The 17,570-nt window shown below is 68.5% G+C and carries 15 protein-coding genes; 9 read left to right on the top strand and 6 right to left on the bottom strand.

Features of this window, described 5'->3' with window-relative positions; genetic code table 11:
* The 6 genes from ACTWPP_RS43335 to ACTWPP_RS43310 form a co-directional block, all read right to left on the bottom strand.
* Positions 1–2,709, bottom strand: a 2,709-nt coding sequence (locus ACTWPP_RS43335; RefSeq protein WP_443110313.1) for an SNF2-related protein, incomplete at its 3' end; no start/stop codon positions are given.
* 129 nt (positions 2,710–2,838) lie between these two features.
* A complete protein-coding gene (locus ACTWPP_RS43330) occupies positions 2,839–3,999 on the bottom strand; it encodes a serine/threonine-protein kinase (protein WP_443110312.1) in 1,161 nt (386 codons plus the stop codon).
* A 727-nt stretch (positions 4,000–4,726) separates the two neighbouring features.
* Positions 4,727–4,921, bottom strand: a complete 195-nt coding sequence (locus ACTWPP_RS43325) for a hypothetical protein (RefSeq protein WP_443110311.1) — start codon at positions 4,919–4,921, stop codon at positions 4,727–4,729.
* Between the two features lie 5 nt (positions 4,922–4,926).
* On the bottom strand, positions 4,927–7,887 hold the full coding sequence (locus tag ACTWPP_RS43320; RefSeq protein ID WP_443110310.1) for an OmpA family protein: 2,961 nt from the start codon (positions 7,885–7,887) through the stop codon (positions 4,927–4,929).
* Positions 7,888–8,242: 355 nt separating this feature from the next.
* Positions 8,243–8,659, bottom strand: a complete 417-nt coding sequence (locus tag ACTWPP_RS43315) for a hypothetical protein (RefSeq protein ID WP_443110309.1) — start codon at positions 8,657–8,659, stop codon at positions 8,243–8,245.
* A gap of 96 nt (positions 8,660–8,755) precedes the next feature.
* Complete coding sequence (locus tag ACTWPP_RS43310; RefSeq protein WP_443110308.1) at positions 8,756–9,151, bottom strand: hypothetical protein; 396 nt, start codon at positions 9,149–9,151, stop codon at positions 8,756–8,758.
* A gap of 1,855 nt (positions 9,152–11,006) precedes the next feature.
* Here ACTWPP_RS43310 and ACTWPP_RS43305 point away from each other — a divergent pair.
* From ACTWPP_RS43305 to ACTWPP_RS43265, 9 genes are all read left to right on the top strand, one after another.
* The gene (locus ACTWPP_RS43305) at positions 11,007–11,687 is read left to right on the top strand and encodes an SAF domain-containing protein (RefSeq protein ID WP_443110307.1); all 681 of its coding nucleotides are present in this window, start codon (positions 11,007–11,009) and stop codon (positions 11,685–11,687) included.
* 1 nt (position 11,688) lies between these two features.
* Positions 11,689–12,480 carry a hypothetical protein gene (locus tag ACTWPP_RS43300; RefSeq protein ID WP_443110306.1) on the top strand — a complete coding sequence of 264 codons (792 nt, stop codon included), beginning with the start codon at positions 11,689–11,691 and terminating at the stop codon, positions 12,478–12,480.
* Positions 12,481–12,584: 104 nt separating this feature from the next.
* Positions 12,585–13,976 carry a CpaF family protein gene (locus tag ACTWPP_RS43295; protein ID WP_443110305.1) on the top strand — a complete coding sequence of 464 codons (1,392 nt, stop codon included), beginning with the start codon at positions 12,585–12,587 and terminating at the stop codon, positions 13,974–13,976.
* Complete coding sequence (locus ACTWPP_RS43290) at positions 13,973–14,908, top strand: type II secretion system F family protein (RefSeq protein WP_443110304.1); 936 nt, start codon at positions 13,973–13,975, stop codon at positions 14,906–14,908. The genes ACTWPP_RS43295 and ACTWPP_RS43290 overlap by 4 nt, the downstream gene beginning before the upstream one ends.
* 7 nt (positions 14,909–14,915) lie before the next feature.
* Positions 14,916–15,812 (top strand): hypothetical protein, encoded by an 897-nt coding sequence (locus tag ACTWPP_RS43285; RefSeq protein WP_443110303.1) that lies wholly within the window; start codon positions 14,916–14,918, stop codon positions 15,810–15,812.
* Between the two features lie 16 nt (positions 15,813–15,828).
* Positions 15,829–16,032, top strand: coding sequence for a hypothetical protein (locus ACTWPP_RS43280; RefSeq protein ID WP_443110302.1), 204 nt, complete (start codon positions 15,829–15,831; stop codon positions 16,030–16,032).
* 44 nt (positions 16,033–16,076) lie between these two features.
* Entirely contained in the window at positions 16,077–16,487 is a 411-nt protein-coding gene (locus ACTWPP_RS43275; protein ID WP_443110301.1) for a TadE/TadG family type IV pilus assembly protein, read from the top strand.
* A 92-nt stretch (positions 16,488–16,579) separates the two neighbouring features.
* On the top strand, positions 16,580–17,017 hold the full coding sequence (locus ACTWPP_RS43270; RefSeq protein ID WP_443110300.1) for a TadE/TadG family type IV pilus assembly protein: 438 nt from the start codon (positions 16,580–16,582) through the stop codon (positions 17,015–17,017).
* 8 nt (positions 17,018–17,025) lie between these two features.
* Entirely contained in the window at positions 17,026–17,559 is a 534-nt protein-coding gene (locus ACTWPP_RS43265) for a pilus assembly protein TadG-related protein (protein WP_443110299.1), read from the top strand.
* Positions 17,560–17,570 lie beyond the last annotated feature (11 nt).

Here is a 17,570-nt window from a genome sequence, read left to right as displayed (position 1 = left end):
GGCCTGCCGGTCTCCTGCACGATGCGCACCGCTCCGGCCCGGAACTCCGGATCGAACGAGCGTCTCTCGGTATCCAACGACCCAACCTTCTCCCAGGTTCGGTCTCCACGATCTCAGGGGAAGCGCAGTGGGGCTGTCAACGGCGGCGGCCAGTACGGGGGCCTGGTGGCGGCCGATCTCGACGAGCACTTTGTCGGTGAGCCAGTCCAGGACCGGGTGGACATCGGTGACGTAGGAGACGTTCGGCCACTGAGACTTGGAGGTCTCCCGTGCGGCCGTCAAGCGCTTGCCGGCGAGGGTCTTGGAGAAGGTGATCCGCATCCGGCCCGGCTCGGCCTTGCGCGGCAAGATGTGCTGCTCGTCCAAGTATGACTTGGGCAGCGCCTTCAACCGGTAGAGGAGGTCGCCGGGCGGTTGGAAGGCGATGGTGCCGTCGTCGTCGCGACGCAGTGACAGCATGTCCTCCGGGTTGGGGCGGCAGATCTGCCGTAGCGCCTCGTCGAAGTAGTCGGCCGTGGAACGAAATAGCCGCAGATCCGGCGCGCGGGCCACGTCGGGATGCTCGGGTACCGCGCCGACCTGGCCGAGCAGCCCGGACAGGAAGGCCGCGCCACCTCTCTGCGATTGTTTGATCGACTCCTCGACGGTGTGGCCCGTGATCAAGTCCAGGGTCAGGCGGTCCTCTTCTTCCTTCGCCCTGTACAGCCCTGTGACGGCCTCGGCCGATCCTTCGATCTTGTGCGCCTCTTCCTCTCGCTTGAGGAGCTTTTCGCCCACCAGCCGGTCGTCCAGCGTGCGCGGTCGGCCGGTGGCCTCGTCCGTACGCCACGGCAGGTCGCTGGTAAGGACCAGTGCCCGAAACTGGGGAGGGCGCTCCTGCCCGTAGCGGTCGATGCGGCCGTTGCGCTGTTCGATGCGGATCAACGACCAAGGCAGGTCGTAGTGGACGAGCAGGTGGCACTGCTGGTGCAGGTTGACACCTTCGGACGCGATGTCGCCGGTGAACAGAATGCGCACGGGGTCGTCGCGTAGCCCGAATTGCTCGACGATGCCGCGCTGTTCCTCGTCGGAATTGGCCTCGCCGTGCATGACCTGCACAGCGCCGCCGAAGCCCAGCCATGGCTTCTTGTTGTCAGGGCTGCCGGTGCGCTCGAAGCCCAGCTCTGCCGGCAAGGTCTCAGCCAGCCACCGCAGGGTCGGGATGCGCTCGGAGAACACCACTACCCGCGTGTCCGAACCCGGCCCGACCCCCAGCGCGCGCAGCTCGTCCAGCAGCGCGGCCAGCTTTGCCGAATCCCGGTCGCCGATCTGCTCGGCGAGCTGCCGCAGAGAGACAAGCGCAGCCCGCTCAGCCTTCCGCTCGGCCTCACGAACCGCCGGATCGGCGGGTATGGGCTGCCCCTTGGTGCCTGCGCGCTTGTCGGGGCGCGGCTTGTCCAAGGTGCCGATCCGTGTATCGATGGTCTCCAGCAAGGCCTTGTGCGACGACAAGAACGACTTCAACAGCTGGTACGGGACGAGCTGATGCCTGCTGGCGGACGGAGTATCTGGATCAGCGGGGATCCACCGAGCGATCAACTCCGCGAAGACGGCGAGTTCCTTCTCGCGGGCCGGCGCGTGGACAGGCTGAGAAGGGCCACGGTCGGCCCAGGCGCCCTTGAGCGAGTCGCGGACTTCCGGCGTCGTCTTCGTCCGCCGGATGTAGAGGTGGTCGAGGTCCTTCACCTCGTACTGGGTGGGGTTCGCGATCGCGGCCTCGTCCAGCATCCTGACCAGCTCGGCGAACGAGCCGGGGTCGCCGTTGTGGGGGGTGGCCGAGGCCAGGATGAGCGCGTCGGTCTTGCGGGCCAGCAGGCGGGCGAGCGCATTGTTCTTGGTGCCGCGGTTGACGAGGTTGTGAGACTCGTCGATGACGACCGCATCCCAATCGGTGTGTTCCAGATGGTGCGCGTAGACATCGCTCTTCAGCGTGTCCACGGAGATGATCGCGCGCTTGAAGTAGGCGAACGGGTTGCGTCCAGCCGGGATGTCCTGCTGAACCCGCTGGATACCGGTCGAGTCCAGCCGCACCAAGGGAATCGCGAACCGGGTCCACAACTCGCGCTGGAACTGCTCAAGCACATGCTGCGGCGTTACCACCAGGATGCGCTCACCCCGTCCGCGACGGATCAACTCCGCCAGCAACACCCCGATCTCCAGGGTCTTGCCCAAGCCCACCACATCCGCGATGAGGATTCGCGGCTGCGCATTCTTCATCGATAGCGCCAGCTCGGCCGGGCGAAGCTGGTGGACCTGCTGGTCCATGAGGAAGCCGTCCGCCAAGGCCAGCCCACGCTGGGTCTGGGGCAGGAAGGTCTTGCGCATGACCGCCTCCAGGAACAGCCGGGCCCGCCGGTGGCTGGGTGAATCGTCCGCCACGAGTTCGGTCTCGCATGGGTCCAGCACCCTGACGGTGTCCAACCCGTCGTAGAAGACAGAGTCGAGGCCGCGGACGAACGAGGAGATGCCGGTGACTTCGAGCATCCAGCCGTCATGGGCGGTGAGCACGCTGTTGCGCACCAGCCACAGCTCGTCGCGGATCAGGACCTGGGCGCCCGGGGCATACCCGGCCGAGGCCGGTGCCGCCCTCTCAGCCGGGGAACCGCCGGACCGCACGGCACCCGGTACCGCGCCATCCTGGGCATCCACCGCTTCCGCCTCGACGCTCAACGTCCGCTCCGATCCCTTCATACCGCGCTGGTGCACGTGCCACCGATCACCCACCGGACGAATGGACGTAGCAGCTACGCCCACCTCAAGCCCTCGTCCACCAAGCTTCCCACCAGGCGCCGACAGTGCTCAAAGCGCCGGATCCACCGCGTAATCCGTCCGCAACCCATCTGCGACCAGCTTGGAGGCCACCGGCCGGCCACGACGGGTCTTCGGCTGAGTCTTCGGACTCGGCGCCGGTCCAGTTCCTCCAGGCAGCGGCTCTGCCCGCTCCTCGTCCTTTGCCTCATCGTCTTCGTCCGCCGGTCCGGGCGGACTGTCGAGAGGACCGACCAGGTCCGAGCCATCATCGGTCTCGGCCTGATCGGCAAGCAGTTGCTCGACCGAAGGCGACGGCAGCTCCTTGGACGAAGTCGGATCGCCGCCCCCTGTCGTGCGGGCGATCAGCGCCAGCCGCGCTTCGGCCGGTGTCTGACCGGCGGCCTGCAGCAGTTGCCCGCACCTATCGGAGACCTCATCAAGCGTCGGCCGATCCTCAGCCCTGTGGGCGAGCATCGAACTGAGTAGGGGCCGCAATACCTCAGGAACGCCACTCAGATCCGGACCGATCTTGGGATTCGTCACCTGGGCCGCGACAGCTTCCCAACGCAGACCGTCATACGGGTAGTGGCCGGCCGCCGCATAGAGCACAACCGTTCCCAGCGCGTACACGTCGGCGGCCGGTGTCACACGCGGGTGGCCGCTCGCCTGTTCCGGCGGCATACAGCGCACCGTCCCGATGATCATGCCGCTGTGCGACAGGGAATCCTGTGAGGCGTCTGCAAAGGCACCGAGCCCGAAGTCGATGATCTTGGGGCCCTCGCGGCCCATGATGACATTCTGCGGCTTCAAGTCCCGATGCAGTAGATCCGCCTCGTGCACTGCGTGCAGCCCTTCCGCGAGCAGCGCGCCGAGGCTGGCCACCAGCGGCAGCGGCAACACCCCGTCATCGTCAACGCATGCCAGAAGCGTGCGTCCTGCCACGTACTCCATCGCCAACCACGGTCTATCCGCGAACGGATCAGCATCGAGGAACCGCGCAACTCGATTAGTGCCGATCACAGTACGGGCGATCTGGGCCTCTTTTTCGAAGCGAGCCCTCGAGTCGGGGTTCAGCTTGTCCCCGCGGATCAGCTTCACCGCCACCGGGTCGCCCGCGGGTGTGTAGGCGAGATACACCTCGCCCATGCCACCCGAGCCCAGCTCTTCGACCACGGCGTATCGGCCGATCCGCGTGGGCGCTCCGGTCATCTCCAGCCTCGACATTCCTTTGTCGCACCCGCACATCAGCCAGTCAGGGGGATAGATGCCGGACTAGCCTAATCGCTGCAACCCGCCATCGCGCCAGTACGGCGTTGTGACGACCGAGAACGGCTCGTTGATACCTCTTCCGCCAGGATGCGGAGTTTAGTGGCCTGCAGTTCACGCGGACGTCCCATAGGCGGGTGGTCGTCAAGTCGTGAGCACGGCCGGGCATCGCCCCGAACTTCGACGATCGCACCGCCGGGACCTGCGATGACCTGAATCCGGGCGAGATTGACCAGTGGTTCGAGCGCTCGGCGGGCGGCTCTCGCGTCCAGCGGGCTGCCGCGCAGGTAGAGCGTGGCGTGACGGTGGCAGAGTTCGCGTGCGAGGGCCGGTATCCCGACGTCGGATGCCAGGAGGGCCGCCTGGTTGTGGACGGTGGATGCGACGGCTTGGTCCTGGGACCGTGCCACGGATTCTGCGAGGGAGCAGATCGCCGCCACTCGGGATTCGAGGGGGTGCACGCAGGGCGGGCTCGTGCCACGAGCGGGACCCAGCGGAGCGCCGTTTCTGCGGCGTCCACGGTGTTGCTCCCAGATGATGGTGATGGGCTGGTGCGGCCGGTCCAGGACGAAGCGGCCTGCGTCGGGGTCGGACGGTGCGGGCGCGTCTTCGATCTCAAAGTGGACATTGCGGGGCCGGTATCGGGTGTCCCAGGTTCGGATCTCGTCGGCTACCTGGTGCGCAAGGTCGAGGCCACGGGGCCGTGGCCGGTAACGCCGACCTCGTAGAGGTTGCCGCCGTCCGCGGGTGGGACGGGACGGATGGTGAGGTAGGCCAGGTCGCAGTCACGGACGGTTGCCATGGCGCCCCAGCCGAACATGGGCTTGAGGTGCAGGCGCTCCGTGGCTCCGGGCTGGACGTTCATCCGCATCAGGGTGGGTGCGGTGGAGATTTGCGGCGGCGCAACAAGTCGGCGAGGAGTCGGTCGGTTTCCGGGGCGGGGTCGATGTCGAGGTCGTTGAGGCGGTACGCGAGGAGTCGGTGGGTTCGGCGGACGGCGTCGAGGTTTCCGAGGTGGGCTTGCAGGCGCATGAGGTCGCAGGCGAGGGGTTCGGAGATGGGGTCGTGGTCGAAGGCCTGCTCGAGCACGGTCAGGGCGTCGTCGGGGTGGTTGGTCTTGAGGATGTTGGCGAGGCGGACGAGGGCGTCGATGGCGGTGCGGCGGATGCGTTCGCGTTCGCGTTCGGCCCATTCGTAGGTGAGGTCGTCGGCCAGTTCACCGGTGTAGAGGTCGGCGAGGCGTCGTAGGGAGGGGATGCGGTCGGGGTCGTTTGCGGCGTTGGCGGCGGTTTCTAGGGTGCGCAGGAAGTGCCAGAGGTCGACGTCGATGAGGTTGTGGTCCAGTTGGTAGCGGCTGGCGGCGTAGGTGATGAACATCGGCTCGCGCAGGCCGGTGGCCTTGCGGAGGGTTTGCCGGGTGTTGTTGACCGCGGTGTGGAACATGGTGCTTCCGCCGCGAAGGTCGCGGTCTTGCCAGATCGCGTCGATGGCTTCCTCGCGGGTGGCGCCCTCGGGGTGCAGGGCGAGGAAGGCCAGGAGGTCGCGGGAGATGCGGCGCAGGCCTGTGGTGATCTTGGCGTCGGTGGTCTCGACGCTGACCGGTCCGAAGATGCACAGGCGTACGGGGCACAACGTCCGCTCGTCCTTGACATCCGGCAGCTGCAGAGTGGCTGGTGTGTTGGCCGGGTGTTCGTCGGAAGCTTGGGGCGGTACGGCATCCTCGGCTGGCGGCGCGGTCGCGGCTTCGTCGACGTCGCGGGCGGCACGGATGGTCTGGAGTAGTTCAGCGGTATCGGCCGGGGTCAGATGGAAGAGCCGCGCGTTGGCCCAGGTGTCGGCGTGTGGGCCTTCGGCGTCCAGGACTTGGCCGTCGGTGTCGATGCGGCAGGTGGTGCCTGCCGGCCAGGGGCCGAGCAAGACGCCACCGATCCCGTAGCGTCCAGCGAGTTGCAGGGTGGCGTTCAGGGTCGGGGTGGAGCGTTCGGCGTCGTGGGTTGTGGCGATGAGCATGATGGTCGGCAGATGTTCGGCGGGGTCGGCGGCTCGCAACGCGGTCACGTGGGGTGCGTCGTGGTCGTTCATCATGCGGGCACGGTGCACGACCTCGGTTTCCAAGTGGCGTAGTGCCGTATCCAGGTCGGGGGTGACGACCAGGCCGGGAACGGTGTTGGCGAGTTGGTCTGGGTTGTCGTTGGCGAGGGTGAACAGGGTCATGGCGGCACGGCGCGTGGTCACCAGTTCGACCCGGGAGCGGTGGGCGCCGGCAAGTAACTCGGTGGCCATTGCGCGGGCGACGTCGGTGGCGCCGGGGCCGTCCAGTCCCACGCTCAGCCCGGACAGGGCCACGGTGAGCTGTTCATCGTCGCGGACGCCGACCGTGAGGTGGGTCGGCGCCTCGGTGGTGAAGGCGGCATCGACCAATTGCACGTCCGACGGTGGCGGCTGACCAATGGCGGCGTAGGTGTCCAGGTGGGCTTTGCGCAGGATCCGAATCGCCGGGGGCAAGGCCGGCTCGGATTCGCCGACTGCGAGGTGATCCAGGGCCGGGACTCGGCGGCGGCGTCGATGCAGCCGCGCAGCGGCGACGGCGATGCTGATGGCGGCGGCCAGGCTCAATCCGACGAGCGCGCCCGTGGGTAGCGGCACGCTGATGGGCGTGTTCGGCTCCTTGTCGGGTGATGACGACGCCGTTGCCGCTGTCGGGGGTGCCGGTGTGGAGGGAGCGTGAACGCCGCCGTGGGGTGACGTGTCGGGGTCCGGAGGGGTAGGCGGTTCGGTCGCTGGTGGCTGCGGGGATGGCCGGGGCGGGTTCGTAGGGTGTGATGGTGAGGGGTGAGGTGAAGGCAGGTTGGCAGACGCGGCCGCGGTGTAGGTGATCTCCGCACGGCGGTTGCGGGCTCGGCCCGTGGGGTTGTCGCTGCCGTCGGGGTGTGATTCCGCGGCAAGGGGGACGGTTTCGCCCTTGCCGCTCACCTGGAACATGTACTCGCGTGGGAGAGCCCGGGAAAGTGCTTGGCGCACGGCGTCCGCTCGTCGGCGCGACAGCCGCTGGTTGTAGGAAGAGGGGCCGACCGCGTCGGTGTGGCCGACAATCGTGATCGGATGCCTAGGATCGCCCTGATCGCGGATGTGGCGGGCGGCTTGCTTGATGGCGTCCTGTGCGGGGCGAGACAGGTGGGTGGCGTCAAAGGCGAACTGCACGACGATGTGGTGCTGCTGGAGCGAGCGAATCGTCCCCGTTGGTTGGGAGTGGTGTCCAAAGAAGTGCTCAGCTGCGCTGGCGAGGTCGCTGGTGACACGGCCGGCTGCCCCTTGGGCGTTAGTTGACGGCAGTGGTGCGGTGGCAGCCCGTGCGGGGGGCATGGTCGGCGGGGGCGGCGCGGGAGTCGCCGTGCCGGGGTCCACCGGGGAAGGCATGATCGTTCGGCTGATCGGCGCGGTGGCTCCGATGACGGCTATGCCTAGGCTCCCCACCAGGACGGCGGCGCTTCGTTGCAGACCGGTAAGCCCAGGGATCCGGGGTACGGCTCCGCCGACGATCTGGGCGGTGGCCTCTGTGAACACCAGTAATGTCCAGCCGGCCCAGCAGGTCCACGCTAGGTACTTGACCGTTGCCAAGAGCAGTGTCTCGTCTGCTCGGCGGAACAGCGTCGTGCCGATGTCGGTGAACGAGGGGGGGTGGCGGGGGATGGGCGATCCGGTCACCACGATCAGGAGACAGGGCAGGCCGATCACACCGGCGGCCAACAGCATGGCCGCGCCGAGGCTGTGCAGCCAGGCAGTGCGGCGGCCGAGCTGAGAGACTGTGGCGGTGTGCCGTTGCCGAGTCATCGCCGATCCTACAGTGAGTGGCCGGTGCCATTCTGTGACCGTGGGGACGTGAGGGTCACGGAAAGGCGGACAAATTCACGCAGGTGGCGTAGCGCGTCTCTACCGCGCTGTGCCGGGACATGACGCCTCAACCCGCGCTGGCGGCCCAGACGAGGGCCTGCTGACGCAATACCGGTAGGCAGGGTACGGGTCCACGTCTGAGTAACCGCCAGGATGTGCCGTAGCAGTTGTGCGGCCTCACCATGTGGTTCACCAGATGTGTCGATGGGGGCGTTGGTGTCGGCGATTTCGAGCCCCCCAAATGGCTGCGTTCGGCGGCATGGATGCTCCGTCCTGGGTGGGTGATGGATGTGGATCATGGGTCAGCGGAAGGGCCGATCACCGGGAGGCGGCGCCCGTACCGGTGTTGTTCCGCGGTGATCTCCGCCATCGCCTCGGCCATGTCTTCACTGATCAGATCGGAGCGAACGTAGGTCGTCAGGTATCGGCCCCGCAGGTTGACCACGGCAGGCTGTAGCGGTGCCGGCATCTGGTCGGCGGAGAGCCGGTGCATGCGGGTACGGGTTTTCGGTTCAGTCGGTGTCGTGATCGAAACGGTGGCCTGGGAGTAGCGGTTGGCCAGCGCTTCGAACTCCAGAGCCAATTCTTCGGTGATCTTGTCCGCCCGGCAGTAGAAGATCCATGCGGCGGGGGTCCGGTGGACCACAACCGGGCCGAGCCGATCGTCCATGTCATCCGGTTTCACCCGGATGAATCGCGCGGGGATGCTCATTGGTCACCTCGCAGTTGCAGCAACTCCAGGTCTTGATCGATCATGGTTTTGCGACTGCGGGGTGTGTCAGTCTGTGGTTTCGGTTGCCCGAAATCGTCAGGGCGGCTGCGTTCCCGTGCCGGCGTCGGGTGGTTCATCCAAGCGTCGGTTCTGACGGCGGACGAACTCCTCGGCCATTCGCCGCAGCATGCGTTTGTCCTCGTCAGGAAGGTCACGCGCGAGCCGGAACAAGATCCATTCATCGGAGCCGAGGCGGACCTCGCTGATCTCGTACTCCAGCCACTGGCGGGCCGCCAGGGTCTTCACCAAGTCTTCGGACACGTCCATGGCTGTCGCCAGGGCGCGCATCTGCCAGGGCTCGGGGGTCTTGGCCACCTGGCCAGCGGCAAGCTTACTGATCCACTGGAACCCCAGGGTCTGCCCGGTCACCGGGTCGATCGCGCGCACCGCCATACGCCGATAACTCAGGCCCTGCTCCTTGCGCTCGTGCACGAACTGGCTCAATGCCAGCTGCGCCGGTCTCGGTGTCGTTGACATTCACCTCAACTCACTTAGTGTCTCCTCTTTACAAGAGGACCCGGGAGTGTCTTAATATCACGACAGTTCGGCGCGATCCAGTGACGATGGATATTGATCATGGTGCGATGCTCCCACCGAAATCCGAGAAGGGCGAGGTCAGACACTTCTGCCTGGCTGAACGTGTTCACGGTGACGATCAGTTGCTCGGATTACCACGTCGGAAGATCGTGTCGTTCGCGTCCCAATGATGCAGGTAAGAGCCACTACGGCTCTCGTCCAGACTGCTGCAACCGGCTGAGGCTTGCGGGGGGAGCCGTGGCGGGAAGAGCCATGATGGCGATCAACGAGTCTGCCCGGTGGTTGGCCACGGCGGTCATGGCCGCTAGTGCCTCGCCCGGACGCTGTCACGCATGGGCGTTTGCCGGCGGCCGGCTGCCGTCGCGCCGCGTTCTGGCGACCTGCGGCGCGATCGTTGTGGCGGTCAGTGGCCCGGGGTGCTCGACGGATTCAGACGATCCGGTAACGGTGCCATCGTCGCCGCCGCTCACCGCGCCCTCAGGTAGCGGCACCCCCTCTGTCAGTGCGTCTTCCCCGTCTCCTCGTGACGCGATCATCACGAGCTATCACCAGTACTGGGAGGCCACCCGAAAGGCGGCGACCGTGCCGGAGGATCAGGCACGCAAGCTTTTGGAGCCGGTGTCCACCCCTGGTGTGATCGAAGATCAGATACGTGGGATCCGTGCGGTGAGGGCCAAGCATCGGGAACCGTGGGGAAAGATCACCATCAGGGTGTACGCGGTGGATATCTCGGGCTCAACGGCACAGCTAGGTGATTGCCAAGACACCAGTGGAGCTGGCCTTGCCGACTCCCGCACACACCAGTTGATCCCCGGAACCCGCGGCAGCGCCAAGATCAACTTTTCGGTGAGGTTTCAGAGGGGCGCCGACGCGCGGTGGCGCGTGTCGTCCATCCGGCCCGTGGAGGCACCATGCACTCCCCCATCTGCCAGCGCTGGCGTGTAACCGGCAGCGTCCTGGTGGTCGCGGCGCTCGCGGTCACACCCAGTCCCGCGTGGGCAGACCCGGCCCCTCCAAGTCCAGGTCCATGGGGCTGGGGCGGAATCGCTAGCGACGACGGCCAAGCACCCGGACATCCTGGCGGTGCGCCGAGTGACGGGGACGGAGGCGGACCGAGCGGTGGGCCCGGCAAACCGGCCGCTGATGCCTCCGACGGTGGCTGCCCTGCCACGATCCCGGCGAACTCCGGCTGCGACACGCTGAATTGCGGCCCGCTCGGGGCCATCGCCGGGTGCCAGCCCGCCATTGATGGCGGCGGCACAGCCGTGACTCCGCTGGATCTGTTGCAACGGGCGCTTTATGAGCTGCGGCTCCCCGAGCCCAAGATCGTGACGGCGCCGCCCCGTGGCAGCGAGGGTGTGGTCGGGTTGGCGCAGTGGTTTTGGCTCGATCCCGCCCAGCGGCGGCCCAGGACGGTGCGTCAGTCTGCCGGGGCTGTGTGGGTGGAGCTCACCGCCTCTCCCCAGACAATGACCATCCGTCCCGGGGGCGGGTTCGCGCCGGTTCACTGTCCTGGTGGCGGCACGCCGTACCGGGGCGGCATCACGGCATCGGCGTCGGCGTGCACCTTCACCTACACCCGCAGTTCCGCTCAGCAGCCGGGGAACGCTTACCAGGCCACTGCGACCGTCGGTTGGGGTGGCACCTGGCGGGGTTCGGGCGGAGCCGGTGGCGCCCTGACCCCGATCACGGTGACATCGGCTTTCGCAGTCCGGGTCACCGAAGGGCAGGCCCTCAATGGAGGTGGCCAGTGAGCGGCCGCCGGGGCGTCTCCGCACTGCCGCCCGCCAGCGGCGAAGCGGCACCTGCCTCGTTGCAGCCGCTGCCACGTGCGGCGCGGCGAGGCCGGGTTCTGGTGGGTTTGCTCTTGGTCGTGGTGTCGGCTGCGGTGGTCGCGTGGCTGCTTGTGTCGGCTGGTGATCGCGCCGAGGTGCTCGTCATCGTCCGCGATGTGCCGGTGGGCGCGTCGATCGCCGCGACCGATGTGGCGGCCACAAGGGCGGGGGTGGAGGCTCCGGTTCGGACGATTCCTGCGGCGCAGGCCCATGACGTGGTGGGGAAGATCGCTGCGGTGGATCTGCGGGCCGGGTCGCTGCTGTCTCCTAGTCAGCTGACCAGCACTCTCACCCCGGTACAGGGTCAGCAGATCGTGGCCGTCGGGCTCAAGAGCGGCCAGTTGCCTGCGGGGTCGTTGCGTCCGGGTGACCAGGTGTTGGTGGTCCCAACACCGGCCGGCGGAGCGGACGGGGCCGCGGGCGGTGCGTCACCGCTGGGCACCGAGGCCGCGGCCACCGTCGACCGGGTGTCTGCGCCTGATGCCGACGGCAGCGTGGTGGTCAATCTTCTGATCGCCGCTGAATCGGGGCCTACGGTCGCCAAGCAGGCCGCGCTGGGGCGGGTCGCGCTGGTGGTCACCAGCAGGAGGCCGTGACATGGCGCTGACCGCTGTGGTTTCAGCCGGAGGCGCTCCAGGAGCGACCACCACCGCCGTGGCGTTGACGCTGGCCTGGCCGTCGGTGGCGCTGATGGCCGAATGCGATACCGATGGCGGAAGTGTCTTGTCCGGGTTGTTCGGCGGGCACTACCCGGCCGATCGGGGGCTGTTGCAGGTGGCCTGGCAGCTCGCTGAGGATCCCCGCGGGATCGCACTGCATGAGCAGAGCTACCCGCTGGACGATTCAGGCGAGCGCCGGGTGGTGCCCGGCCCCGCCGACCCATTCCAGGGTCAGGCCATCACTGCGGTGGCGTGGAAGCAGATCGCCTCCGTGCTGGCCCGCCATCCCACGGATGTGATCGCTGACGTCGGCCAAGTCCGCGCGGTCGCTTACCCGTTCGCGGTCCTGGCCGCTGCCGATCTCATCGTGCTGGTGTTGCGGCCCACGTTGCGGCAGGTTGTCGCCGCCCGCCCCCGGGTCGCGGCGATCCGCGAGGCCCTGGGCAGGCGCTCGGTGGTGGGCCTGTGCGTGATCGGCCGCGGCCCGCACTCGGTGGCCGAGATCCGCACCGCGCTGGGCGGCGATTTCGCGGTCGTGGTGCAGCTGCCCGACGACCCGCGCAGCGCAGCCCGCCTGTCTGATGGCGATACCAAACGCCGCCTGACCCCGTCCAATGACCTGCTGCTCCAAGCACGAACAGCAGCGCGGGCCCTTCGCGGCGCGATCGAACACGGTCTGCGCCGATCCCCGATCCAGCCGGCCAGTTCGGAAGGTGCCCACCGGCCATGACCCACGGTTCCTTCACCTGGCCTCCGCCCGGACGAGTCCCGGCCGCTCCCACTCAACCCCCCACCTCGCCGCCACCCCCCGCGGCCATGCCCTCGGGATCGCCGGTGCGGCCGGCTGCCGCACCGACGGGGGTGTGGCCGGCGCGTTCCACCGCTGGCGCCGCCCCGGCCGCCACGGCCGCCACGGCCGAGGAACGTCTCGACGACGACGCCTTGCGCACCGCGGTCAAGCACATCAACACGGTGCTGGACGAAGTGCTGCTGGACGCCGAGCCCGACGACACCCGGACGCGGCTCGCCGTGGCCGAGCAGGTCCGCAGCTGGGCGCAGCAGCAGGCGAACGCGGGCCGAATCTTGCTGCCGGCGACCGAACAGCAACGGGTGACCCGAGCCGTGCTCGACGACCGTTTCGGCCTGGGGGTGCTGCAACCGCTGCTCGACGACGCCGACATCGAAGAGATCGACATCAACGGGCCCCGCCAGGTGTGGTTGCGCTACGCCGGCGCCCGCAAAGCCCCCGGGCCCGCGATCGCCGAGTCCGATGACGAGCTGGCCGACAAGGTCCGCCGGTGGGCGGCTCGCACGGCCAGCCCACGCGAGTTCAGCAGCGCCCGCCCGCTGCTGAACGTCGCGCTGGGCGTGGGGGTGCGGATGGCGGCCACCATGTCGGTCACCACCGGCACCCATGTCTCCATCCGCAAGCAGCGGCTGATGAAGGTCACTCTCGACGAACTCGTCGGCCGCGGCACCATCGACCAGGCCCTGCACGCGTTCCTGGCCGCGGCGGTGCGGGCACGGCTGGACATTCTGGTCACCGGCGGGGTGGCCGCAGGCAAGACCACGTTCCTGCGCGCCTTGTGCAGCGAGTTCGACCCCAGCGAACGCATCATCACCTTGGAATCTGAGCGGGAGCTCTACCTCGATCACCTGGGCCGCCATGAGGACGTGGTGTCGTTCGAGGCACGGGAGGCTAACCAGGAGGGCGTTGGGGCGATCACCCTGACCGATCTGATCCCGCAGGTGCTGCGGATGAACCCGGACCGGATCCTGGTTGGGGAGGTCCGCCACGCCGAGATGCTGGCGCTGTTGCAGGCCATCGACAACGGGCTGGAGGGCAGCCTGACGACCTTGCACGCCAATTCCGGCCCGGAGGTGTTCGGTCGACTGCTGACGTTGTGCGCCTACGCAGATCAGCACCCCGAGCCGACTGATCTGTTCCGGCTCATCGGCCGCGCCGTCGACCTCGTCGTCCACCTTCGCCGCGATCACCGCACCGGGCAGCGCTACGTGTCCGAGGCCATCGAGGTCCTGGAACCCGCCGATGGACACGAACCGGCGATCAACCGGATCTTCGTTCCCGGTCCCGAGGGCCAGGCCGTCCCGGCCGGTGTCACTCCCAAACGGGTCGAGGAGCTGGAGCTGGCCGGGTTCGACCGTCGGCTGCTCACCCAGGCCCACCCGTTGTGGGAGGTCCCCTCGGCTGGAGGCCGCAGATGACCACGCTGCTGGCGCTCCTGGGCGGGGCCGGAGCAGGAGGCGGGGTGCTGCTGATCTACGCCGGGCTGTTCGGTAGTGCCGTGACCTCGGCGCGGCCGCCGTCCCGGTTCGCCGCTGCTCTCACCAGGCTGCTCACCCTGCCGGATCAGCGGCGACACCGGTTCGCTGCGGTGGGCGCTTTGGGCTCTGGCGGCGGGGTCCTGCTGCTCACCCGCTGGCCGGCTGCGGCGATCGCTGCTGCCGTCGCCGCGGTGTGGTTGCCGCGGGCGATGTCCGGGCGTGCCGCTGCACGGCAGCTCGTGCGGCTCGACGCTATCGAGCAGTGGGTCCGCAAATTGTCAGGGCTGTTGGGGGCAAGTCATGGCCTTGAGGACGCGCTGCAGACCAGCGTTCGGCACGCCCCCGCAGCGATCGACGCGGAGGTGTCGGCGTTGGCCGCCCGGCTACGGGCGGGGGTGAGCACTCAAGAGGCGTTGTACCGGCTGGCCGACGACCTCGATGACCCGGTTGGTGACCTGGTCACCGGCGCGCTGCTGCAAGCCTCGCAGGTCCGCGGCGGCGGGGTGCAGCGGCTGCTCAATGATCTGGCGTCGTTGGTGGCCGACGATGTGGCGGGTCGGCGTGAGGTGGAGGCCTCCCGGGCGCCGCACCGCACCACCGTCCGCGGCCTAGCCGTGATCTTCATCTTGTTCGGGGTCGCGTTGATGCTGCGCCCCGACTACTCGGCCCCCTACGGCACGGTGCTGGGGCAGGCGGTACTCGCCGTCATCTTGAGCATCTGCGGCACCGGCCTTTGGGTCATGCATCGGCTGGCCAATCAGCCCCCCGTCGCACGTTTTCTGACCCGTACGCCCGCCACCCCTTCCTCTGCCGTACCCGATGGTCAGGCCCCCGGAGGGGGCGGCATCGACATCGGTGTCCAAGGCAGGTGAGGAAACGGTGGTCCAGGTCGCGATCGTGTTCGGTGCTTTGCTGGGCGCCGGGGTGCTGCTGATGATCTCGGGTGTCCGCCGCCATCCCCCACGGCTGGACGCGGTGCTGACGCGACTGGCCGGAGCCGACCGCGCAGCGGCTGGCCCCGGCAGCGCCGCCGAACCGGCCGGGAGGCCAGCGCGCTGGGCACGGCAGCTTACCCGTCGGGTCACTGGGCCCGGTGGCCTGCCGATCCCCCGCCAGGACCTGGCCCTCCTGGGGAAGACACCCGAACGGTTTCTCGGTGAGAAGGCCGCCGCGGCGGCGTTCGGGCTGTGCCTGCCGCTGCTGCTGTCGGGACTGGCCGCCGTTCAGGGGTTGGGCGTGCCATGGACGGTGCCAGGCGCGGCCACCCTCGGGTTCGCCGTCGCGGGCTTCTTGGTTCCGGATGCGACGGTGCGGTCCACTGCCGCGCAACGGCGCCTGGACTTCCGGCACGCACTGTCGGCCTACTTCGACTTCGTCCGGCTGGCGTTCGTCGGCGGCGCCGGCCCCAGCGAAGCCTTGGAGCGGGCACCGCTGGCCAGCGACGGATGGGCGTTCCGGCGGATCGCCGAAGCCATGGAGGCCGCCCGGCACGCCCGACTCACCCCCTGGCAGGGACTGGCTCGGCTCGGCGCCGAGATCGGCGTGGACGAACTGGGCGACCTGGCCGACCTGGCGGACCTGGCCGGAAACGAGGGAGCCAAGATCGTTGACTCGATCACCGCCTACACCCAGCAGATCCGCTCCCGGCAGCTCGCCGAGATGCGATATGAGGCTGGCTCACGCACCACCACGATGACCGTGCCGATCGCCATGATCGGGCTCGCGTTCATCACCCTGCTCGGGTTCCCCCAGATTTACCTGCTCCTCACGAACTGATCAGAGGTGACCCCTAATGCCGCCTGAGTTCACGTACGCGGCCGCCATGTTCAACGTCTTGCGCGACCGAATCCGCACCTTGAAACAGGCCGACCGCCGCGACGCCGGCCTGACCACACTGGAAGTCGCCATCATCGCCGGTGGTCTGGCTCTGCTAGCCGCTGGCGTGATCGCCGCGATCGGTACCGCGATCAACAACCGCAAGGGGAACATCAAGTGACCCGGTGGCGGCCCCTTCAAGCGCCCGTACGGTTCCGCACCGCGGTGGCCACCCGGGCGCGGCGCACCGGACCGCGGGAGCGGGGCAGCGCCGCGTTAGAGACCGCCATCCTGGCCCCCGGGCTGCTGCTCCTGCTCGCCCTGCTGCTGCAGGCCGGATGGTGGTACATGGCGCGGTCAACGGCGCACGCCGCCGCGGCCGAAGGGGCGCGGGCAGGGCGGGTCCGGGACGCTCCTCCAGGCGCCGCCACCACGGCCGCGCGGCAGTTCGCCGCCGAGGTCGGCAGTGGTGAACTCCACCACGTGTCGGTGGACACCGCCGACAGCGACACCGGCACCGTGGCGGTAACCGTCCGTGGCCACGCGCCGTCGTTCGTGCCGTTCTTCGACCCGACGGTCTCGCAGACGGTGCGGGCACCACGTGAACGGTTCACCGTGCCCGGGGACTCCCCATGACCGCGGCGCCGTGCGGCCCAGGGCGCTATGCCTGGGTCCGCCGCCCTACAGCGCGCCGGGGTTGCCGTGCCCCGGAGCGGGGTAGCGCCGCTTTGGAGACCGCGATCCTCGCGCCGGGCCTGTTGCTGCTGCTGGCTTTGATGATCGGTATCGGCCGCACTCAGCATGCGCATCAGGCGGTGGAGGCGGCCGCCCGTGACGCCGCCCGCCAGGCCAGCATCGCACGAGACCCCGGCTCCGCCACCGCACAGGCCAGCGGCAGTGCCCGTGCGGCACTCCAACGCGAGGGCCTGCGCTGCACCCCCGTGACAACCCTCCACACCGCGGGAATGCGGCGTCCGGTCGGTACCCAAGCGGCCGTGACCGCCCAAGTCGACTGCCAGCTCCCCCTGTCCGACCTGCTCATTCCCGGCCTTCCAGGGGCAACGACGATCCGGGCGCGGTTCTCCTCGCCCATCGACCCCTACCGAGGAAGAGACCTCGGGTTCACCAATTCTGAACCTGACCGGAGCTTGAGCCTGGAAGGTTGATGACCATCATGCGGGTGCGGTCGATGGCGCCTCCCGGCGCTGCGGAGACGATCCCTAAACCGTCGACACCGTGGTGGCGGCGGCTATCAGTCCGCGGGGCAGCGATGTTCCGTCCAAGGGCCGCCGCCGGAGTGGACCGTGGTCAGGTAACCGTGTTCGTGGTGCTCCTTGCGGTCGGTGCGCTGATGGTCACCTCGCTGGTGTATTTCCAGGGGCTGAAGCTACGTGCCGGGCGCGAGGCCGGCAACGTCGCCGAAGAAGCCGCCCGCGCCGGGGCCGGGCAGCTCAACCGCGCCCAGGTCTACCGGACCGGTGTCAAGTCGATCGACCCAGAGGCGGCCGTGCGGCAGGCGCGCGCGTACCTGGCTGGCGCCGGGCAGCGCGGCACCGTCACCACGGTGGGTGCTCGCCGGGTCCGCGTCACCGTCACCATCAGCCGCCCGGCACCGATGCTGTCGCTCATCGGCGTCGAAACGGTCACGGCGACCCGTACCGCCACCGCCGACCTCGTGACCGGCGTGGATTCAGGAGACGGCCAGTGACCTCCTCATCG

The sequence above is a fragment of the Actinomadura sp. 3N407 genome (assembly GCF_052245875.1).
Classification (GTDB): domain Bacteria; phylum Actinomycetota; class Actinomycetes; order Streptosporangiales; family Streptosporangiaceae; genus Spirillospora.
The sequence above is the reverse complement of the archived record's forward strand: the minus strand, read 5'-3'. Positions and strand labels throughout refer to the sequence as shown.